This is a genomic window from Streptomyces sp. NPDC058464 (assembly GCF_042721035.1).
Taxonomy (GTDB): Bacteria; Actinomycetota; Actinomycetes; order Streptomycetales; family Streptomycetaceae; genus Streptomyces.
Genome location: NZ_JBHXMA010000031.1, coordinates 53,166 through 71,454 on the forward strand (window position 1 = coordinate 53,166; position 18,289 = coordinate 71,454).

General features: G+C 71.2%; 18 protein-coding genes. 8 read left to right on the forward strand and 10 right to left on the reverse strand.

Annotated elements, in window-relative coordinates; genetic code table 11:
• Positions 1 to 14: 14 nt before the first annotated feature.
• The 4 genes from ACFWPQ_RS34625 to ACFWPQ_RS34640 form a co-directional block, all read right to left on the reverse strand.
• The gene (locus ACFWPQ_RS34625; protein WP_384043662.1) at positions 15 to 728 is read right to left on the reverse strand and encodes a methyltransferase domain-containing protein; all 714 of its coding nucleotides are present in this window, start codon (positions 726 to 728) and stop codon (positions 15 to 17) included.
• Positions 729 to 805: 77 nt separating this feature from the next.
• Positions 806 to 1,399, reverse strand: a complete 594-nt coding sequence (locus tag ACFWPQ_RS34630) for a TetR/AcrR family transcriptional regulator (RefSeq protein ID WP_351703894.1) — start codon at positions 1,397 to 1,399, stop codon at positions 806 to 808.
• A 29-nt stretch (positions 1,400 to 1,428) separates the two neighbouring features.
• On the reverse strand, positions 1,429 to 3,105 hold the full coding sequence (locus ACFWPQ_RS34635; protein WP_384043666.1) for a class I adenylate-forming enzyme family protein: 1,677 nt from the start codon (positions 3,103 to 3,105) through the stop codon (positions 1,429 to 1,431).
• Positions 3,102 to 3,866, reverse strand: a complete 765-nt coding sequence (locus ACFWPQ_RS34640) for an SDR family oxidoreductase (RefSeq protein WP_361293207.1) — start codon at positions 3,864 to 3,866, stop codon at positions 3,102 to 3,104. Before ACFWPQ_RS34640 ends, ACFWPQ_RS34635 begins: the two co-directional genes overlap by 4 nt.
• A 285-nt stretch (positions 3,867 to 4,151) precedes the next feature.
• On the opposite strand from ACFWPQ_RS34640, the gene ACFWPQ_RS34645 reads away from it, so the two are divergent.
• Entirely contained in the window at positions 4,152 to 5,393 is a 1,242-nt protein-coding gene (locus ACFWPQ_RS34645) for an exo-beta-N-acetylmuramidase NamZ domain-containing protein (protein ID WP_384043668.1), read from the forward strand.
• Between the two features lie 80 nt (positions 5,394 to 5,473).
• Entirely contained in the window at positions 5,474 to 6,793 is a 1,320-nt protein-coding gene (locus tag ACFWPQ_RS34650; protein WP_384043671.1) for a serine-threonine protein kinase, read from the forward strand.
• Positions 6,794 to 6,845: 52 nt separating this feature from the next.
• On the opposite strand, the gene ACFWPQ_RS34655 is transcribed toward ACFWPQ_RS34650, so the two are convergent.
• Positions 6,846 to 9,632, reverse strand: a complete 2,787-nt coding sequence (locus ACFWPQ_RS34655) for a penicillin acylase family protein (protein ID WP_384043674.1) — start codon at positions 9,630 to 9,632, stop codon at positions 6,846 to 6,848.
• Positions 9,633 to 9,900: 268 nt separating this feature from the next.
• Between ACFWPQ_RS34655 and ACFWPQ_RS34660 the strand changes: the two genes are divergently transcribed.
• Entirely contained in the window at positions 9,901 to 10,503 is a 603-nt protein-coding gene (locus tag ACFWPQ_RS34660) for a hypothetical protein (RefSeq protein ID WP_361293199.1), read from the forward strand.
• A 186-nt stretch (positions 10,504 to 10,689) separates the two neighbouring features.
• On the forward strand, positions 10,690 to 11,757 hold the full coding sequence (locus ACFWPQ_RS34665) for an RNA ligase (ATP) (RefSeq protein ID WP_384043678.1): 1,068 nt from the start codon (positions 10,690 to 10,692) through the stop codon (positions 11,755 to 11,757).
• Between the two features lie 208 nt (positions 11,758 to 11,965).
• On the opposite strand, the gene soxR is transcribed toward ACFWPQ_RS34665, so the two are convergent.
• Positions 11,966 to 12,430: a redox-sensitive transcriptional activator SoxR gene (gene soxR, locus ACFWPQ_RS34670; protein ID WP_384043681.1), complete on the reverse strand. Its 465-nt coding sequence runs from the start codon at positions 12,428 to 12,430 to the stop codon at positions 11,966 to 11,968.
• Positions 12,431 to 12,552: 122 nt separating this feature from the next.
• Between soxR and ACFWPQ_RS34675 the strand changes: the two genes are divergently transcribed.
• The gene (locus tag ACFWPQ_RS34675) at positions 12,553 to 13,014 is read left to right on the forward strand and encodes a MaoC family dehydratase (protein ID WP_361293310.1); all 462 of its coding nucleotides are present in this window, start codon (positions 12,553 to 12,555) and stop codon (positions 13,012 to 13,014) included.
• Positions 13,015 to 13,028: 14 nt separating this feature from the next.
• On the opposite strand, the gene ACFWPQ_RS34680 is transcribed toward ACFWPQ_RS34675, so the two are convergent.
• The 3 genes from ACFWPQ_RS34680 to ACFWPQ_RS34690 form a co-directional block, all read right to left on the reverse strand.
• Positions 13,029 to 13,652, reverse strand: coding sequence for a TetR/AcrR family transcriptional regulator (locus ACFWPQ_RS34680; protein WP_384043684.1), 624 nt, complete (start codon positions 13,650 to 13,652; stop codon positions 13,029 to 13,031).
• A 100-nt stretch (positions 13,653 to 13,752) separates the two neighbouring features.
• Positions 13,753 to 14,040, reverse strand: a complete 288-nt coding sequence (locus tag ACFWPQ_RS34685) for a YiaA/YiaB family inner membrane protein (RefSeq protein WP_361293191.1) — start codon at positions 14,038 to 14,040, stop codon at positions 13,753 to 13,755.
• Positions 14,041 to 14,119: 79 nt separating this feature from the next.
• A complete protein-coding gene (locus ACFWPQ_RS34690; protein ID WP_384043862.1) occupies positions 14,120 to 15,271 on the reverse strand; it encodes an acyl-CoA dehydrogenase family protein in 1,152 nt (383 codons plus the stop codon).
• Positions 15,272 to 15,332: 61 nt separating this feature from the next.
• On the opposite strand from ACFWPQ_RS34690, the gene ACFWPQ_RS34695 reads away from it, so the two are divergent.
• A complete protein-coding gene (locus ACFWPQ_RS34695) occupies positions 15,333 to 15,992 on the forward strand; it encodes a TetR/AcrR family transcriptional regulator (RefSeq protein WP_384043688.1) in 660 nt (219 codons plus the stop codon).
• A 13-nt stretch (positions 15,993 to 16,005) separates the two neighbouring features.
• On the opposite strand, the gene ACFWPQ_RS34700 is transcribed toward ACFWPQ_RS34695, so the two are convergent.
• A complete protein-coding gene (locus ACFWPQ_RS34700) occupies positions 16,006 to 16,392 on the reverse strand; it encodes a VOC family protein (RefSeq protein ID WP_384043691.1) in 387 nt (128 codons plus the stop codon).
• Between the two features lie 95 nt (positions 16,393 to 16,487).
• Here ACFWPQ_RS34700 and ACFWPQ_RS34705 point away from each other — a divergent pair, with 95 nt between their 5' ends.
• Together ACFWPQ_RS34705 and ACFWPQ_RS34710 are read left to right on the forward strand one after the other, a co-directional pair.
• Positions 16,488 to 17,258, forward strand: a complete 771-nt coding sequence (locus ACFWPQ_RS34705; RefSeq protein WP_384043695.1) for a TetR/AcrR family transcriptional regulator — start codon at positions 16,488 to 16,490, stop codon at positions 17,256 to 17,258.
• Between the two features lie 86 nt (positions 17,259 to 17,344).
• Positions 17,345 to 18,289, forward strand: a complete 945-nt coding sequence (locus ACFWPQ_RS34710; RefSeq protein ID WP_384043698.1) for a DMT family transporter — start codon at positions 17,345 to 17,347, stop codon at positions 18,287 to 18,289.

The window sequence follows — 18,289 nt, forward strand, 5'->3', positions numbered from 1 at the left end:
CCTCGCCGTCGGCCTCAGCCCGTCCGGCCCACCACGAGCTGGTAGAAGATCGGCTCGCCGGTCGTGGTCACCCGGTGCCGGAACCGGGTCCGTTCCAGCAGTTCGAGACGTCCGTCGGCCACCAGCCGCTCGACGGCGACGCCGAACCCGTCCGGATCCGCCTCGTCCATCCACTGCTCGTGGAGGGTGAAGGCCACGGGCGCGCCGGGCGGCAGGACCCCGAGCGCGTTCACCAGAGCCCGCGGTGTGGCGTGCGTACCGCCGAACGCGCCGGCAGACACCAGCCCGCCGAACGCGTACGGGCTCAGTGCCGCACGGAGTCCGTCGCCGAGCTGGAAGTCGCCGACCACGTAGTCGGCGTAGACGCCCGGCCGGTCGCGCAGACACGCCTCGCGCGCCGCCGGCAGCGCGTCGACCCCGACGACCCGGGCCACGCCGCCACCACGCACGAGTTCGCCGACCAGTCCGGTGCCGGAACCCACGTCCAGCACCGTCATCGACCCGGCATCCAGCCCGAGGCCCGTGACCGCGCGCAGCAGACCCTCGGCCGCGACCTGCGGCGACACGCACTGCAGCCGCTCCTGGACGACATGCTCGTAGAGGCCGGGCACGGCGTAGATCCGGGTGTACTCGTGCAGGTGCACCGTCTCCTGCTCGTTCAGCCCGATGTACTCGCCGTCGGTCACTGGCGGGCCGAGCAGCCGGACGCCCGCAAACGCATCTGCCATGCCGGCGAGACTATGCGTACGCATCGGCGCGCCGCCATCAGTGGCGCGGACGATCCGGGTGTTCTCCGGTCCGGCCCCTAGGGGCGCAGCGCCCGCAGCAGCAGGTCGGCCAGGTGGTCGGCGACCTCCTGGGGGGTCATGGGGCCGTCGGGGCGGTACCAGGTCGACAGGTGGTGGACCGAGCCGAAGTGGTAGTCGACGACGAGGTCGGCCGGGGTCGCGGTGGAGAAGACGCCCTCACGCTGGCCCTCCTCGACGAGTGCGCGGAAGCGTTCGTGGTAGCGCCGGCGCTCGGCGCGCACCTGCTTGTTCTTCTCCGGGCTGAGGTGGTGCATGGAGCGGAAGAAGATCATCGCGTCGTCGAGGTTCTCGATGGTCGTGACGACCACGTCCGCCGCCGCGCCCCGCAGCCGCTTCTCGATCGGCTCGTCCGCGTTCGCGAAGGCGTCGAGCCGCTCCTGCTGGACGCGCAGCACGCGCGCGTACACCTCGTGCAGGAGGTCGTCCTTGGAGCCGAAGTAGTGGTACAGCGCCCCCTTGGTGACGCCGGCCGCCTCCACGATCTCCTGCACGGAGGTGCGGTCGTATCCCTGCTCCGCGAAGAGCCGGGTGGCGGCGGCAAGAAGCCGCTGCGGAACAGGAGCCCCGTCTCCGTCCGTCGTCCTGGGCACTGCCGCCACCTGCCTTTCTCGTAGATCCGCTAACCCTGTTGCGGTCGGGAACGCAGTTCCCGTCGGAGGATCTTCCCACTTGCCGTCTTCGGCAGGTCGGGCAGGATCTCCACCTGGCGCGGATATTTGTAAGCGGCCAGTCTCTCCTTGCAATAGAGGGCGAGATCGTCCGGGTCGGTTGCAGTTCCCGGGCGAAGACTGATGTAGGCCTTGACCGTCTCGCCGCGGTACCCGTCCGGCACCCCGACGACGGCCGCCTCGCGTACCGCCGGATGGGTGTACAGCACGTCCTCGACCTCGCGCGGCCAGACCTTGAAGCCGGACGCGTTGATCATGTCCTTCTTGCGGTCGACGACGTACAGCCAGCCCTGCGGGTCCATGAACCCGATGTCGCCGGTGCGCAGTTCGCCGTCCGGGAAGGTCTCGGCGGTGGCCTCGGGCCGCCGCCAGTACCCGGGCACCACCTGCGGCCCGCGTACGGCGATCTCGCCCTGCTCGCCGAAGGGCAGCTCGTTGCCCTCGTCGTCGATGATGCGAACGACCGTGTCCGGGCCGGGCGCCCCGACCGCGAGGGTCCCGGAGACCGGGTCGACGGGCGCCTCCAGCTCCGGCGGCACCGAGGCGCAGGGCGCGGTGCACTCGGTCAGCCCGTAGCCGTTGCGGATGTACGGCCCGAACCCGGCGCGGAACTTCTCCACCAGGGCCGGCGGCAGCGGCGCGCCGCCCGACGAGATGTTGACGAAGGAGGCGAAGTGCTCCGGGGTGACGTCCGGGTGGGCCGCCAGGGCCATGAACGCGGTGGACGGGCCGACCGTGTACTGCGGGCGGTGCTCGGCGAACGCCTCCAGGACCAGGCCCGGCTCGAAGCGGTAGGTCAGCACGAGCGTGCCCACGCTGGTGAGGCAGGCGCAGAGCTGGCAGACCATGCCGGTGATGTGGAAGAGGGGTGCGAGGGCGTAGTAGACCGGCGCGTCGGGCAGCGCGAGCCCGGTCCGCTGCCGTTCGGCGTTGTACATGATGTTGCTGTGCAGGTTGGTGGCGCCCTTGGGGGTGCCGCTGGTCCCCGAGGTGTAGCTGATCAGCGCGATGTCGGAGGGCTCGGGATCCCGCCCCTCGGGAGCCTTCCCGCCCTGCCGGGCGACGGCGACCAGGTCCTCGGTGTCGGCGGCCTGCGGCAGCCGCTCGAAGGCCAGCACGCGCGCGTCGTCACGCGTCTGGAAGTCCAGCTCGCTCGCGGTGAGCACGATCCGCACCGGCGAGTCGGCGGCCGTGTCGCGCAGATACGACTCCCAGGCCCGCTGCGAGCAGACCAGCGCGCTCACCTCGGCGTCCCGCAGGACGTGCGTGACCTCTCCCGACTTGTACATCGGGTTGACCGGCACGACGGTCGCGCCCGCCTTCCAGGCGCCGAGCAGCGCGAGCACGAAGTGCGGCGAGTTCTGCAGGATCACGGCGACCCGGTCGCCGCGCTCCAGGCCGCGCTCGGCGAGATGCGCGGCGACCGAGTCGCTCAGCTCGTCGACCTCGCGGAAGCTGAGGCGGGCGTCGAAGTAGGTGAGGCAGGTGCGGTCGGGCGCCTCGGCCACGGCGGCCCGCAGGGCGTGCACCAGCGAGGCGGGCGGGTCGACCGGCCCGCGCTGGGCGTCGTTGAGCAGCCCCACCCACGGCCGGGCGGCGTAGATCGACTCGGTCTCCGACACGGTCACCGGGTGGCCTCCCACTTCTGCTGGATGTGGTTCATGTTCGTCAGCCAGCGGTCCGGGTCGGTGGCCCGTGCCCGGTAGAAGTCGGCGACCTCGGGATGCGGCAGGATCAGGAACCGGTCCTCCGCCATCCCCTTGAACAGCGCCTCGGCGACGTCCTCCGGTTCGATGGCGGTCGGCTGGAGCACGATATCGCCGGCGCTGCCGGTGGCGGCGAGCATGTCGGTACGGACGCCCTGCGGGCAGATGGCGTGCACTTTCAGGCCACGGTGCCGGTACGTCAGTGACAGCCACTCGGCGAAGGCGTAGGCGGCGTGCTTGGTCACGCTGTAGGGCGCGGCGCCGATCATGGTGAGCAGTCCGGCGGCGGACACGGTGGACACGAACCGCCCGCTCCCCCGCTCCAGCCACTCCGGCACCAGTTCCTGAGCGGCCCGCACATGAGCCATGACGTTGACGTCCCAGGCGGACTCCCACACGGCCGGCTCGGCCGCCTCGGACCCACCCGACCCGAGCCCGGCGTTGGCGCAGTAGACGTCGACGCTCCCGCCGAGCGCGTCCCGGGCGGCGCCGACGATGCCGGACGCGTCCCCCGGAAGGGCGATCCCGCCGATCTCCTCGGCGACGGCGGCCGCCTTGGCCCCGTCCAGGTCGTTCACGACGACGCGGGCACCCTCGGCGGCGAACCGGCGGGCGAGGGCGGCCCCGATGCCCCCTCCCGCCCCGGTGACGACGACTCGGGCATCTTGCACGGCTCCCACCATCGGTCTCCTTCGACACGACGCGACCAGACTCGGCTCAGCACCGACACACTAACCGGTCGGTATGTTTGAGAAAAGGGCGACCGTCACACCCACTAAGGGCGCAGGGCCACTGTCGGACTCGCGACGACTGCACTCCCCCAGGGGCGCAGGGCCACTGTCCGACAAGGGACGACGGCAACCCCCAAGGGGCGCAGGGCCGCTGTCCGACAAGGGACGACGACAACCCCCTAGGGGCGCGACCAGCCACACACGACCCGCACCCGGACGACGACGGAGGCCACCCCATTGCGCCCGTCCAGACGAAGTCTGCTCACCGCGGCCACGGCAACAGCAGCAGCCGCCACAGCCCTACCCACGGCAACCACAGCCGACGCCCACGGCACCCTCAAGACCGGCTTCGACCACCTCTCCGCCGACGGCTACGCCCTCCTCGCCGCCCAGAAGGTCGGCATCGTCACCAACCCCACCGGCATCACCCAGGACGCCCGCCACATCGTCGACGTCATGCACGCCGACCCGCGCGTGAACCTCACCGCCGTTTTCGGCCCCGAGCACGGCTTCCGCGGCACCGCCCAGGCCGGCGGCTCCGAGGGCCGCCACGACGACCCGGCGACCGGCCTCCCCGTCTACGACACGTATCTCAAGAGCGGTCAGCCCCTCGCCGACGTCTTCACCGCGTCGGGCGTGGACACCGTCGTCTTCGACATCCAGGACGTCGGCGCCCGTTTCTACACGTACATCTGGACGCTGTACGACTGCATGGAGGCCGCCCGGCTGGCCGGCAGGCGCTTCGTCGTCCTCGACCGGCCGAACCCCGTGACCGGCCGCACGGCCGAGGGCCCGGTCCTGCACCGGGAGTTCGCCAGTTTCGTCGGCCGGCAGCCGATCGCGCAGGCGCACGGGATGACGGTCGCCGAGCTCGCGCGGCTGTTCAACGCGGAGTTCCTGGATCCGCCGGTCGCCCTGCACGTCGTACCGATGACGGGCTGGCGCCGCTCCCGCTTCTTCGACGCGTACGGCCTGCCGTGGGTGCCGCCGAGTCCCAACATGCCCACCCCGGACACCGCCCTGGTCTACTCGGGGACCTGTCTCTTCGAGGGCACCAACCTGTCCGAGGGCCGCGGCACCACCCGCCCCTTCGAACTGCTGGGCGCGGAGGGCATCGACGCGCGCTGGGCGGCCGCCGCCGACGAACTCGCGCTGCCGGGCGTGCGGTTCCGGGAGGCCTACTTCGCGCCGACCTTCTCCAAGTTCCAGGGCAGGACCGTCGGCGGGGTGCAGATCCATGTGCGCGACCGGGCCGCCTACGACCCGGTACGCACCGGAATCGCCCTGCTGGTCACCGCGAGGAAGGTGTGGAGCGGCTTCGCCTGGCGCGAGGACGGCTGGATCGACAAGCTCACCGGATCCACGCGCGTCCGCACGATGATCGACGCCGGCGCGGGCCCGGACGAGGTCGTCGGCGCCTGGCAGGACGAACTCGCCGCATTCCGCCGGGTCCGAAAGGAATTTCTCCTCTACAGGTGAGGCGCGGTGTATGGCCAACCTTGCCCCGCGGCGGGACGATGCGCGCACATCGCACCGGTTCGGGGGACGAGGAGCCTGGTATGGCGGATCCTGGGATGAGTGTGGCTCCCTACTGGGAGCTGACCTTCGACGCCGACGGGGACCCGGACGGCGCCGAACGCGACCGGCTGCTGGGCGAGATCGGCGGCCACGGCCTCCATGACCTGATCGTCTTCGCGCACGGCTGGAACAACGACCGTTCGGGTGCGACCCGCCTGTACCGGCGGTTCTTCGCGCCGATCCCGAAGCTCGCGCCGAAGGCGCGGATCGGGTACGCCGGGGTGATCTGGCCGTCGATGCGGTTCTGCGACGAGCCGATCCCCGACTTCCCCAGGTCGGTGGTGGCCACGGAGGTGGAGGAGTCACCGGCGCCCGCCCTCGACCAGGACACCCGGCACGCGCTCCTGGAGACGTTCCCGGGGCGGGCCACCGTGGTCGACCAGATCGCGCGGATGCTGGACCAGCGGCCGGCGAACGAGCTGGCGGAGTTCGGGCGGCTCGTCCGGCTGCTGGTCGAGGTGGTCCCCGGCGGCCCGCAGCCGCTGTTCGCGGCGGACACGCTCGCGGAGGGCGTCCCGCAGAGCGACCCCGTGCTGTTCACCGGGGACACGGCGACCCTGTGCGAGGAGTTCGCGGCGGCGCTGGCCGCCCTCCACGGAGGCGGCGCCGCGGCCGGGTTCGCGCTGCCGAACCCCTGGGACGGCGCGAAGGAGCTGTTGCGACAGGCGACGTACTACGCGATGAAGCGACGCGCGGGGACCGTCGGGGAACGTGGGCTCGGGCGGGTGATCGGGCAGCTGGCCGCGGCGGCACCGGACGTGCGGGTGCATCTGGTCGGGCACAGCTTCGGCGGGCGGCTGGTGTCGTTCGCGCTGCGCGGGCTGCCGGACGGGGTGCACACGGTGAAGTCCGTCACCCTGCTGCAAGGCGCCTTCTCGCACTACGCGTTCGCCGCCCGGCTGCCCCACGACCCGCGCGCCGGCGGGGTGCTCCAGGGGCAGCAGAACCGGATCGACGGCCCGCTGGTGTGCTGCTACTCCCACTTCGACGAGGCGCTCGGCACGATGTATCCGCTGGCCTCGCGGATGGCGGACGACTGCGAGTCGGCGCTGGGCGAGGACGTGGGGCGGATGCTCGGCGACAGGTGGGGCGCGATGGGCCACGACGGCGTCCAGGAGGTGCCCGGCACCCGTTCGCTGGACCTCGCGGCGGCGCTGCGCGGCCCGCTCGCCGCGCCGGGCTGTGTGAACGTCGACGCGGCGGCGGTCGTGAAGAAGGGCGGGCCGCCGTCCGGGGCGCACAGCGACATCGTGCACCCCGAACTGGCCCGGGTGGTGCTGGCGGCGGGGCACATCGCGTGACCCGCCGCCGTGGGGCGTCAGCTCACCGGTGTTCAGCTCACCGGTGTGCGGCTCACCGGTGTGAGGTGAACTCCACGACCTGCTGGAAGGTCGGCCGGTTCTGCCAGCTGATGTTGTAGTGCTTGATGCCGCCCAGGGTGCGCTGCACGATCGAGTCGGCGCACCACTGGTCGCCCGCCGAGCACAGCGAGTCCCCGGGGTAGACGGTGGACGCGCTGGTGCCGGCCGCCGTCTTCAGGGTGCTGATGAGGATGTCCCGGCAGGCGCTGAGGCTGCCGCCGCCGCAGTACTGCTCGGCGAGCGGTCCCGACACGGTCTGCCCGAGCACCGACCGGATGTCCTTGTCGACATAACTCCACCAGCCGTACTGGAAGGAGCTTCCGGCATGCGCACCGGTCGGGCCGTGGGCGGCCGACGGGGTCTCGTCGATGTACAGGTTGTTGGTGAACGCGGTGTACAGGTCGTCACCGAGGCCCGGCTGGAACTCGGCCTTCACCAGCAGCGGCCACCAGGCGTCCAGGATCCGGATGGCGTCGGCGTTGGCGTACGTCTTCGAGCCCGCCGAGGTCTCCGTTCTCTTGCCGCCCGCGGTCAGCCAGGTCTGGAGCTTGGTGACGGCCGCGGCGGCCGTGGAGTCGGTCACCGTACTGCTGTTGATCACCTTGAGCAGGTTCGGCAGCACGTCCTCGGCCCGCAGGTCCGTGAGCGATGCGTCTGCCATGGCCTTGACAAGCACAGAGCGGGTGACACCACCTGCGGCGACGAGTTTCTTCACCCGGTCGTTGAGCAGGTTGCCGCGGTGGACCGAGCCGTCACCCCAGCTCGCGGTCGTGTAGTTCAGTGCCTGTTTGTTGTTCCAGGAGACGTAGTAGTCCTGGTCGATCGACTGCGGGTGCTGGGCGGCCGGGGTGTAGTCGGCCGTGTTGGTGGTCGGGTTCCAGTTCTGCCACTCGTAGGCGGCCTGGCCCCAGACCGGGAACTCGGCGTCGACCCCGGTGGCCCGCACCGGGTTGTTGCCGCTGTTGTAGTACGCGGTGTGCGTGGAGTCGGCGTAGAACCAGTTGAACGTGTAGTTGATGTGCTGCACCGCGCTCTGGAAGGTCTGCGGGCTCTTCACGTAGTCGGGATCGTTGAGCATCTGGAAGCCGATGATCGAGTCGGCCTCGTGCATGTAGGAGGATCTCAGGGTGGTGTAGGCGACCTTCTTCCCGCCGACGGTGGCCCGGTACTCGACGGGGCCGTACTTGGTCTTCCAGACCTTCATGGTGTACGAGCCGGCGGCCGTGCCGTCGGCCGTGGTCGGCTTCCAGGAGTTGGTCTGCTCGACCTCGTCCATGGCCGTGCAGGTGCCGTGGAACAGGTAGTGGTAGTCGTCCTGGCAGAGTTCGACCGCGTAGGAGTCGATGATGTCCTGCCCGGAGGTGGTGGCGGACCACGCGTAGTCCTGGCCGCGGCCCAGTTCGACGTACATGCTCAGGCCGGCGAAGGAGGCGCCGCGGGCGCTGATGCCCGGGCCCTGGATCTCCTGGAGCATGAGCAGCTGCGGGGCGAAGTAGCCGGTCTGCGGTCCGAACACGGCGATCGGGTGGCCGCTCGCGGTGTACTTGCCGCTGACGACGAGGGCGTTGGACATGCCGCGTCTGGCCGAGCTGAGCGCGGTCTTGGTCGCCGTCTCGGCGGCCGCGGTGGCGCTCTGGTCGGCGCCGGTGCCGGTGGCGTTGTAGACCAGCGGTTCGGTCGTCACCGTACCGGCGTCCGGCAGCGCCTCGCCCTGCGGGTTGTCGGGCTTGGTGCCGTACGGGTAGCTCTCGCCGTTGTGGACGGTGAGCACGGCCTCGGGGTCGTTGCGCTCGCGGAACGACTCCCAGACCTTGGTGCCCTCCGTCACGCCGTACTTCTCCTGGGCGGCGAGCAGCGATATGGCGTTGTTGACCTCGCCACCGCCGCCGGAGCCGAACAGCGCGCCGATCACGGAGGCCAGCGCCACCAGGTCGGTGATCTTGAAGTGGTCGATCGTGCCGGCGTTGGTGATCGAGTCCTTGTGCCCGGTCAGCACGTACTCGCCGGGGAAGTACCGGCCGCTGTCGGAGGCGTCGATGTAGGAGTTGATGCCGGCGAGGTAGGCGTTGGCGTCGTCGAGGGCCTGCTGGCCGCGGGCGCCGTTGTTGGCGACGGCGTTGTCGATCTGCGCCTGGAGGTCGGCCTCGGAGTAGGGGGCGTTGCGGTAGAACTCCTGCTCGAGGCCCTGGTTGGAGGCGGCGCCGCCGGCGAAGGTGGTGAGCTGGCCGCGGCCGACGTGCCGGAACACGTCCATGAGCCACAGCCGGTCCTCAGCGGCCGCATACCCCGCACCGAACTCCGTGCCGTATCTGGTGGTACCGGTGATATGAGGCACACCGGTCTTCTTGTCGCGGACGATGGTGACGTCGCTGCGGCCGGCCGGGTTCTCGGTGGAGGCGACTTGATCGGAAGCGACCCCGAACGACGAGTCGTTGAAGAACGTGTTGATCTTCGCGTCGGTGAGGGTGGAGTAGCCCGTGGCCAGGCTGTTGTAGGTGCCGAGCTGGTCCTCGGCGTGGTCGGGCTGGGTGCCGAAGACCTGGTTGAGCAGGATCTGGGCGAGGGTGGCGTTGCCGTTCTCGCCGGGCGGCAGGATGTCGGAACACTGGCCGCCGCAGTAGTCGTTGGACGCCGCGGCCGCCGCCGGAGTCGCCTGGACCAGCGGGGAGAGCAGGCCGGCGATGAGGACGCATACGGATGCGGCTTTCAGGAACCCGGGGAGCTTGCGGGGAGTTCTCAGTTTGTCGAACAACGCGTGATGTCTGGTGCGCCGGGGCATGGCGGCTCCTCACGACGGGGGTGGTGCCGGACGTTACCGCCGGTATCCCCGGGATTGAAGATGAACATGCGTCAAGTTTTGGAGTGGTCGCCCGCGTCGGTGGTCCCACCGGCCATCGGTCAAGGCGGGCGGCCTTATGGACGGCATCGGAAATCCGATGGAGCCGATTCGAGTGTCGATACGTCTATACGGCAACGCCGCGCGAAACCCGTGCGGCGACGCCGAAGTGACCGAAGTACAGGTGCAGGTGTGACGGAGGTGCAGGGCGATGGCCGGTTTCCGGAGTCTGGCGAGACAGGTGCGAGACCCACGGTGCGATCTGGCGCTACGGCGTTACTCGCTGCGCAAGTGCCTGGAGCGGTTCGCTCCTTACGGGCACCGCGCGACCTGGGACCATCTCTGCTCCCGGGCCGGGTTCGGTCCCGAGGACCGGTCCCCCGATCCGGTGCGTCTCGTGGGCGCATTGGAGGAGCTTGAGGAGGCGCGGACGGTATGGCTCGCCTATGAGGGCGAGTTCGCCGAGCGCCGCAAGAAGGAGAAGCACGACGGGCTGCGCCGCCCGGGCAGCGTGGACGACTGGCACCGGCTGACCTGGGGCGGATTCGGAGTGGCCTGGTGCGACGACCCACGGGTCCATCCCGACGAACCACTCGCCGAGGTGCTGCGACGGCTGATCGCCGCCCTGGAGCGCGAGCCGGGCACGGTCTGCCCGGTGTGCGCCGGGGAGCGCCTCATCTGGAAGTACGACCTGGACCACGAGCCCTCCGCCGGTCCGGTCTGCACGGACTGCGGGATCCTGGTGCCGCGTCCGGTGCTCACCCCCGAGGCCCTGGCCTGTGCCAGGCGCGGGCGGCTTCTCATGTCGGCCTGACCACGTGGGGGTGCGCCGGGGATGCCGCACCCCCCAACTGCCCGGCGGCCCGTGGCCGGCGACCGCTCACGACGGCCCCATAGCAGCGGCAAATCCGCTGGTTCCACCCGTTTCCCGTCCGGAGAGTTGGGTCCGATGAAACCCAGCTGAGGAACCCCGCGGGTTCCCTCCGAGCGAGGAGCACCGATGTCGACGCTGCGCGTCACCGCCGAAGTGCTGACCGTCCACGAGCACCCCAACGCCGACGCGCTGGAGCTGGCCCAGGTGGGCCTCTACCGCGCGGTCGTCGGCAAGGGCGTGTACCGCACCGGCGACTCCGCCCTCTACATCCCCGAACAGGCCGTGCTGCCGGCCGGGCTGATCGAGGAGCTGGGGCTGACCGGGCGGCTGGCGGGGAGCAACGCGGACCGGGTCCGGGCGGTGCGGCTGCGCGGCGAGCTGTCGCAGGGCATCGTGTGCCGTCCGAAGGCGCTGGCCGACGTCGACCTGGTACGGGCCGCGGCGGAGGGCACCGACTTCGCGGAGAGGCTCGGTATCACCAAGTGGGTGCCGCCGGTCCCGCCCACGATGGACGGGGACGTCGAGTCGGCACCCGATCTGCTGCCTTGGGTCGACATCGAGAACATCCAGCGCTATCCCGGCATCTTCGAGCCCGGCGAGCCGGTGGTCCTCACCGAGAAGCTCCATGGCTCGGCGTGCCTGGTCACCTATGTCGCCGACACGGACCGGGTGTACGTGTCCTCCAAGGGTTTCGGCGCGAAGTCCCTGGCCCTCAAGGAGGATCCGCGCAACCTCTACTGGCGGGCGGTGCGCGGCCACGGCGTCGCCGAGGCGGCCCGCCGGCTCGCCGAACGGCTCGGCGCGCGCCGGGTCGGGATCTTCGGGGAGGTGTACGGGGCAGGGGTCCAGGACCTGACGTACGGCGCCGACGGCCGACGGGAGTCCCTCGGGTTCGCCGCGTTCGACGTGTCGGCCGAGTTCGACGGGGCGGTGCGGTGGCTGGACCCGGCGGAGTTCCTGGCGGGCGAACTGCCGCTGGTGCCACGGCTGTTCGAGGGGCCGTACGACATCGACCGGGTGCTGGAGGTGGCGAGCGGACGGGAGACCGTGTCCGGGCGGGGGCTGCACCTGCGCGAGGGCGTGGTGATCCGTCCGGTCGTGGAGCGGTACAGCACGGTGACCGGGGGGCGGGCGATCGCGAAGGCGGTGAGCCCGGCGTACCTGACCCGGAAGGGTGGGACGGAGTTCGAGTAGGGGCCCGGGGTGGGGGCGGGGGGGACGCTTACCGGCGCTGGCAGGGTGCCTCCCCCAGCCTTCGGCCGGGGGGACCCCCAGCGCCCACCCGTGCCGCCCTGCGGCACGCCTGCCCGCAGCTGGGTGGCTGTTGAAAGGGGCGACTGGGCAGCGCCCCTTCAGGGGCGCGAGGAACTGCGCGACCAGCCCCCGCCGGCCCGCACCCGAACTACGGCCGCCCCCTCTCCGGCAGCAGGCGCGAGCCCGCCAGGCGTTGGCCGAACGCGTCGTCCGGGTTGGACAGCACGCAACTGCTCAAGGACAGGCACCCGCAGCCGATGCAGTCGGTCAAGTGGTCGCGGAGCCGGTTCAGCTGCCTGATGCGCTCGTCCAGCTCCGTACGCCAGGCCTCCGAGAGGCGGGCCCAGTCCTCATGGGTCGGCGTGCGCTCCTCGGGAAGTTCCGAGAGGGCCTCGCGGATCGTCGCGAGGGGGATGCCGACCCGCTGCGCCGCCCGGACGAAGGCGACGCGGCGGAGCGTGTCGCGGCTGTAGCGGCGCTGGTTGCCGGAGGTGCGCCGACTGCTGATGAGGCCCTTGGACTCGTAGAAGTGCAGCGCGGAGACGGCGGCGCCGCTGCGCGCGGACAACTGGCCCACGGTCAGCTCGTGGATCTTCTCGGGAATCTGCGGCACCCCGTAGAGACTACCCACCGGATGCGGGTCGCGGTCCGTTGACAGAGGGCCCGTACCGGACCATGCTAAGCAGTTGCTTAGACAATGCACGCGTGACCCGTGACTGCGAGAGGGCCGGCAACATGGCAGAACCGAGGATCTTCACCTCCCCCGACGAGCTGAAGGCGGCCGTGGGCGAGCAGCTGGGGTACACCGACTGGCTGGAGGTCGACCAGAAGCGGATCGATCTGTTCGCGGAGGCGACCGGCGACCACCAGTGGATCCACGTCGACCCGGAGAAGGCGGCCGCCGGCCCGTTCGGCACGACCATCGCGCACGGCTATCTGACCCTGTCGCTGCTCCCGCTCTTCGGCCCCCAGCTGATCAAGGTCGAGGGCGTGAAGATGGGGGTGAACTACGGCACCAACAAGGTCCGTTTCCCCGCCCCCGTCCCGGTCGGCTCCCGGCTGCGCGCCACCGCGACGATCACCGGCGTGGAGGACGTCACGGGCGGCGTCCAGGTGACCGTCGCCTTCAGCGTGGAGCGCGAGGGCGGCGACAAGCCGGTCTGCGTCGCGGAGTCGGTGTCCCGGTACTACCTCTGAGAGCGGCGGGGCCGCTACTTGGCCCCGACCATCCGCAGCACGAGGTCGGCGTAGAGCTCGCCGACCTCCTCCGGGGTCCGGGGGCCGTTGACGTTGAACCAGCGGGCGACGTCGATGGAGAGCGACAGCACCGCGAGGGTGGTGCCGTGCACGTCGATGACGTCGAACTCGCCGGACGCGACGCCCTCCTGGATGATCCCGCGCACCTCGGCGTCGACCTGGCGGCGCAGGTCGAGGATCTCGGCGCGGGCGTCGGGGCCGAGGGCGTCGAGTTCGTACTGCACGACCCGCGCGGTGGTGCGCCGCCCGGCGTGCCAGCGGACGAAGGAGCTGACGGCGTCGGCGAGCCGCTCGGTGGCGGTGCCCTCGCGCCGGGCGGCCGTCTGGAGGATCTCCAGGGCCTTGTCGTGACCGATGCGGCTGATCCGGTGGAGCAGCTCTTCCTTGGTCTTGTAGTGGATGTAGAGCGCGGCGGGGCTCATGCCGGCCCGGCCCGCGATGTCGCGGGTGGTGGTGGCGTGGTAGCCGCGCTCGGCGAAGGCCTCCACGGCGGCGACCAGCAGTCGCCGGGCCGCGTCAGGGGTGACCTCTTCCCACGGCTCGACCTCGCCGCCGGTCGTCTCCTCCGCCGTACTCATCGCTCGTTCGCCCCTCTCGATACCGGAGCTCCACCATACCGCCCCGGCTGAGCGAGCGCTTAGTGTGCCCGCTCAGAGCTTTTCACGGGCGGCAGGGGGCTCAGAGCTTCTCGAAGGGGTCGTGTTCGGCGAGCAGCTTCTCCAGCCTGGCCTGGTCGACCCGGCTGACGATCTGCCCGGCCTCCTGGCGGTCGCGGACGACCTTCGCGAGCGTGAAGGCGGAGGTGACGAGGTAGAGCACGGCGATGCCGAGGAAGCCGCGCACCCAGGCGTCGGCCTGCAGCCGGAAGATGCCGATGGCGGTCGCCGTGAGGGCGAGGGCGAAGGAGGCGACGGCCTGCCCGTAGAAGGCGGCCGTGTTCTGGTGTCTGACCGGTGTGTCGCTCATGGTTCGAGCATCGCCGGAGGTGGCCCGCGCCACATCCGCCGGGATACTCAGGGACGTACTCAGAGTGACTCAGAGCGACTCAGAACGCCGAGACGCCCGTCAGGGCCCGCCCGATGAGCAGCTTCTGGATCTGGCTGGTGCCCTCGTAGAGGGTCATCACGCGGGCGTCGCGCAGGAGTTTGCCGGCCGGGTACTCGTCGATGTAGCCGTAGCCGCCGAAGACCTGCAGGGCGTTGTTGGCGGCGCGCACGGCGGCCTCGGAGGCGAAGAGCTTGGCCTTGGAGGACTCGGTGGCGAACGGCAGCCCCCGGTCGATCAGGTCGGCGACCCGCCAGGTCAGCAGCCGGGCCGCGTCCACGTCGACGGCGATGTCGCTGATCAGCTCCTGGACGAGCTGGTGACCGGCGATCGGCGTGCCGAACTGCTCGCGCTCCCCGGCGTACTTCACGGCCGCGTCCAGCGCGGCCTGCGCTATCCCGACGCAGCCGGCCGCGACCGACATCCGCCCCTTGGCCAGCGCCGACATGGCGACCGAGAAGCCCTTGCCCTCCGGGCCGAGCATCGCGGAGGCGGGGACCCGGACGTCCTCCAGGACGAGTTCGGCGGTGGCCTGGCCGCGCAGGCCGAGCTTGCCGTGCAGGGGGCGGCGGGTGAGACCGGGGGTGTCGGCCGGCACGAGGAAGGCGGAGACGCCCTTGTGGCCGGGGGCGTCGGTGGAGCGGGCGAAGAGCAGGACGACGTCGGCCCAGGTGCCGTTGGTGATGAACATCTTGGTGCCGTTGACGACGTAGTCGTCGCCTTCGCGAACGGCGCGGGTGGTGAGGTTGCCCGCGTCGGAGCCGGTGCCGGGTTCGGTGAGGCCGAAGCAGCCGACGTACGAGCCGGAGGTGAGCCCCGGCAGCCAGCGCCGCTTCTGCTCCTCGGTGCCCCAGGCGGCGACGGTCTTGGCGACCAGCCCCAGGGACACGGACACGATCCCGCGGACCGAGGAGTCCCCCCGGCCCAGTTCCTCGGTCACCAGGCAGTACGCGAGGTGGTCGCCGCCGGAGCCGCCGTACTCCTCGTCGACGGTCAGCCCCAGGAAGCCGACCTCGCCGAGCTTCTTCACGATCCCCCGGTCGACCTCCTCGGCGCGGTCCCAGGCGATCACGTTCGGGGTGATCTCGCGTTCGACGAAGTCCCGGGCGAGCTGCCGTACGGCGGTCTGCTCCTCGCCGAGCCCCAGGTTCACCATGCGACCACCCTTTAAATTAGCACTGCTAGTTTATTCCTCCGGCCCTACTATGTGCGCCATGGCCCGACCGCGCAAGCCCCTCCTCAGCACCGACCGGATCGTCCGGGCGGCACGGGAACTCGTGGACGCGGAGGGACTGGCGGCCGTCTCCACCCGCCGGCTGGCGGCCGAGCTGGGGGTCAGCGGGCCCTCCCTCTACAACCACTTCCGCACGAAGGACGAGATCCTGGAGGCGGTCGCGGACTCGGTCAGCGCGCAGGTCGACCTGTCGATGTTCGAAGACCTCGGGCAGGACGCCGACCGGGACTGGCGGACCGCGCTGCACGACTGGGCGGTGTCCTACCGGACGGCGCTGCGGGACCACCCGAACATCGTCCCGGTCCTGGCCCGGGGCCCCGGCCGCCGCCCGGCCGGCCTCCGGCTCGCCGACGCGGTCTACGGCGCGATGGTGGACGCCGGGTGGCCGCCGGCGCAGGCGACGTCGATCGGGGCGCTGATGCGGTACTTCGTCATGGGGTCGGCGCTGGGCTCGTTCGCCGAGGGCTTCGTGGACGACGCGAGCGCGTACGACCCGGCCGACTATCCGCATCTGGGCCAGGCCCACCTGCTCGCGAACCAGCAGGAGAAGGTGGACGAGCGGGCCTTCGAGACCGGGCTGCGGGCCCTGCTGGACGGGCTGGCCGAGCAGTTCCCCCGCGCGACGCAGCCGCCCGTCTGAGGACGGCTTCGGCTCACCGGTCCCCGGGGGTGGCCCAGGCGACGAGCTGGAGGATCACGCCGTTCGGGTCGGTGACCTGGAACAGGCGCTCACCCCACGGCTCCTCGCGCAGCGGCATGGTGACGGGGGCACCCTCGCTCAGCAGCCGCTCGTACTCGGCGTCCAGGTCGGCCACGGTGAACGCGGCGACGACACCCGCGGCGCGCCGGTCCCGCACCCCCTCGGGCAGCACCTCGGTGCCGCTCCGCAGGAAGACCACCTGGACGGTGTCCTCGCGGACCAGGGAGGCGAAGCCGTCGGCGGCCACGGCCTCCTCGAACCCGAAGTGCCGGGCCAGGAAGGCGGCGGAGGCGGGGACGTCGTCGACGGTCAGGCAGACGGCGGTGGAAGTGATCTTCAAGGCTCCTCCTGAAGACTATCTCTGTACGTTGTATTTTATACATCGTACAGAGTTGCAGGTGGCGGCAGAAGTCCTCCGTGGAAAAGATGGGGCGCATGGCCAAGGAACGAAGCGGCGCGGACGACCCTGCTCGCACACTGGAACTGCTGTGGCGCGAGCCCGGAAAGGGCGGCTCCCGGCGCGGCCCCAAACAGGGGCTGACGGTCGACGCGGTCGTCGAGGCCGCCGTCGAACTCGCCGACTCCGGTGGGCTGGACACCCTGACCATGCGCAGCGTCGCCCAGCGGCTGGGCGTCACGCCGATGACGATCTACACCTACGTCCCGGGCAAGGCGGAGCTGCTCGACCTCATGCTGGACACCGCCTACCTCCGGATGCCGCGCACCGACCACACCGGTGCCGCGTGGGGCACGAAGGTGGCGGCCGTCGCGCACGAGAACCGCGACCTGTACCGGCGCCACCCCTGGGTGGCGACCCTGCCCACCGCCCGCCCGCCGCTCGGCCCCGGCCTCATGGCCAAGTACGAACACGAACTGGCCGCGTTCGACGGCCTCGGGCTCGACGACGTCGAGATGGACGCGGCCCTCACCTTCCTGCTCGGCTTCGTCCAGTCCACGGCGCGCGCCGACCTCGACAACCAGGCCGCCGCCCGCGACAGCGCCCTGTCCGACGAACAGTGGTGGGCCGCCAACGCCCCCCTCCTGGCCAGGGTCTTCGATCCCACCCGGTTCCCCCTCGCGGCCCGGGTCGGACAGGCCGCGGGCGAGGCCCACCAGGGCGTGTACAACCCCGAACACGCCTTCCGCTTCGGACTGGAGCGCGTCCTGGACGGCCTCGCCCGGCTCGTCGACAGCCGTTCCCGGTAGCTACCGCCGCTCGCCTGCCCCCCTCCCCAGCCCCCCGTCCGAAAACCGCCAGCGTCCGGTCGGTTCCGCTCCCTACCCTCGGCGGTATGACGAACCAAGCCGTCCCGGCCCGACCGCACCTTCTCCCGGCCGTCGCCGCCTGTGTCACCGTCGTGCTCTGGGCCTCCGCCTTCGTGTCGATCCGCAGTGCCGGGGCGGCCTACTCCCCGGGGTCGCTCGCCCTCGGGCGGATGTCGGCCGGGGCACTCGCGCTCGGGATCATCTGCGTGATCCGGCGGGTACCGCCGCCGCCCAGGTCCGCCTGGCGCGGCATCGCGGTGTCCGGTGTGCTGTGGTTCGGCTTCTACATGGTCGTTCTCAACTGGGGCGAGCAGCAGGTGGACGCGGGGACGGCCGCCCTCGTGGTGAACGTCGGCCCGCTGCTGATCGCCCTGCTCGGGGCCCGGCTGCTCGGTGATCCCATGCCGCCCCGGCTGCTCGCGGGGATGGCGGTGTCGTTCGCGGGCGCGGTGACCGTGGGCCTGTCGATGGCCGGCGGGGGCGGCTCCTCGGTGCTGGGCGTGGTGCTGTGCCTGCTCGCGGCGGTCGCCTATGCCGCCGGCGTCGTCTCCCAGAAGCCCGCGCTGGCCCGGGCGAGCGCGCTGCAGGCCACGACGTACGGGTGCCTGGTCGGCGCCGTCGCCTGTCTGCCGTTCGCCGGGCAGCTGGTGCACCAGGCCGCCGACGCACCCCTGTCCGCCACCCTCAACATGGTGTACCTCGGCGTCTTCCCGACCGCGCTCGCCTTCACCACCTGGGCGTATGCCCTGGCCAGGACCACCGCGAGCCGGATGGGCGCCACGACGTACGCCGTGCCGGCGCTGGTGGTGCTGATGTCCTGGCTGGCCCTCGGCGAGGTCCCGGGGCCGGTCACCCTGGCGGGCGGGGTGCTGTGCCTGGCCGGTGTGGCCGTGTCCCGGTCCCGGGCGCGGGAGGGCGCTCCCCGGACCATGACCACGGTCGGGGAGCCCCGCTCCGAACAGGTGCCGTGA

Excerpts from the sequence above, each read along its gene's own strand:
- ACFWPQ_RS34665 (WP_384043678.1), top strand. The coding sequence starts at position 10,690 with ATGTCGACGCTGCGCGTCACCGCCGAAGTGCTGACCGTCCACGAGCAC.
- ACFWPQ_RS34695 (WP_384043688.1), top strand. The coding sequence starts at position 15,333 with ATGGCCCGACCGCGCAAGCCCCTCCTCAGCACCGACCGGATCGTCCGG.
- ACFWPQ_RS34710 (WP_384043698.1), top strand. The coding sequence starts at position 17,345 with ATGACGAACCAAGCCGTCCCGGCCCGACCGCACCTTCTCCCGGCCGTC.
- ACFWPQ_RS34685 (WP_361293191.1), bottom strand. The coding sequence starts at position 14,040 with ATGAGCGACACACCGGTCAGACACCAGAACACGGCCGCCTTCTACGGG.
- ACFWPQ_RS34655 (WP_384043674.1), bottom strand. The coding sequence starts at position 9,632 with ATGCCCCGGCGCACCAGACATCACGCGTTGTTCGACAAACTGAGAACT.
- ACFWPQ_RS34675 (WP_361293310.1), top strand. The coding sequence starts at position 12,553 with ATGGCAGAACCGAGGATCTTCACCTCCCCCGACGAGCTGAAGGCGGCC.
- ACFWPQ_RS34680 (WP_384043684.1), bottom strand. The coding sequence starts at position 13,652 with ATGAGTACGGCGGAGGAGACGACCGGCGGCGAGGTCGAGCCGTGGGAA.
- ACFWPQ_RS34650 (WP_384043671.1), top strand. The coding sequence starts at position 5,474 with ATGGCGGATCCTGGGATGAGTGTGGCTCCCTACTGGGAGCTGACCTTC.
- ACFWPQ_RS34660 (WP_361293199.1), top strand. The coding sequence starts at position 9,901 with ATGGCCGGTTTCCGGAGTCTGGCGAGACAGGTGCGAGACCCACGGTGC.
- ACFWPQ_RS34625 (WP_384043662.1), bottom strand. The coding sequence starts at position 728 with ATGGCAGATGCGTTTGCGGGCGTCCGGCTGCTCGGCCCGCCAGTGACC.
- ACFWPQ_RS34640 (WP_361293207.1), bottom strand. The coding sequence starts at position 3,866 with ATGGTGGGAGCCGTGCAAGATGCCCGAGTCGTCGTCACCGGGGCGGGA.
- ACFWPQ_RS34705 (WP_384043695.1), top strand. The coding sequence starts at position 16,488 with ATGGCCAAGGAACGAAGCGGCGCGGACGACCCTGCTCGCACACTGGAA.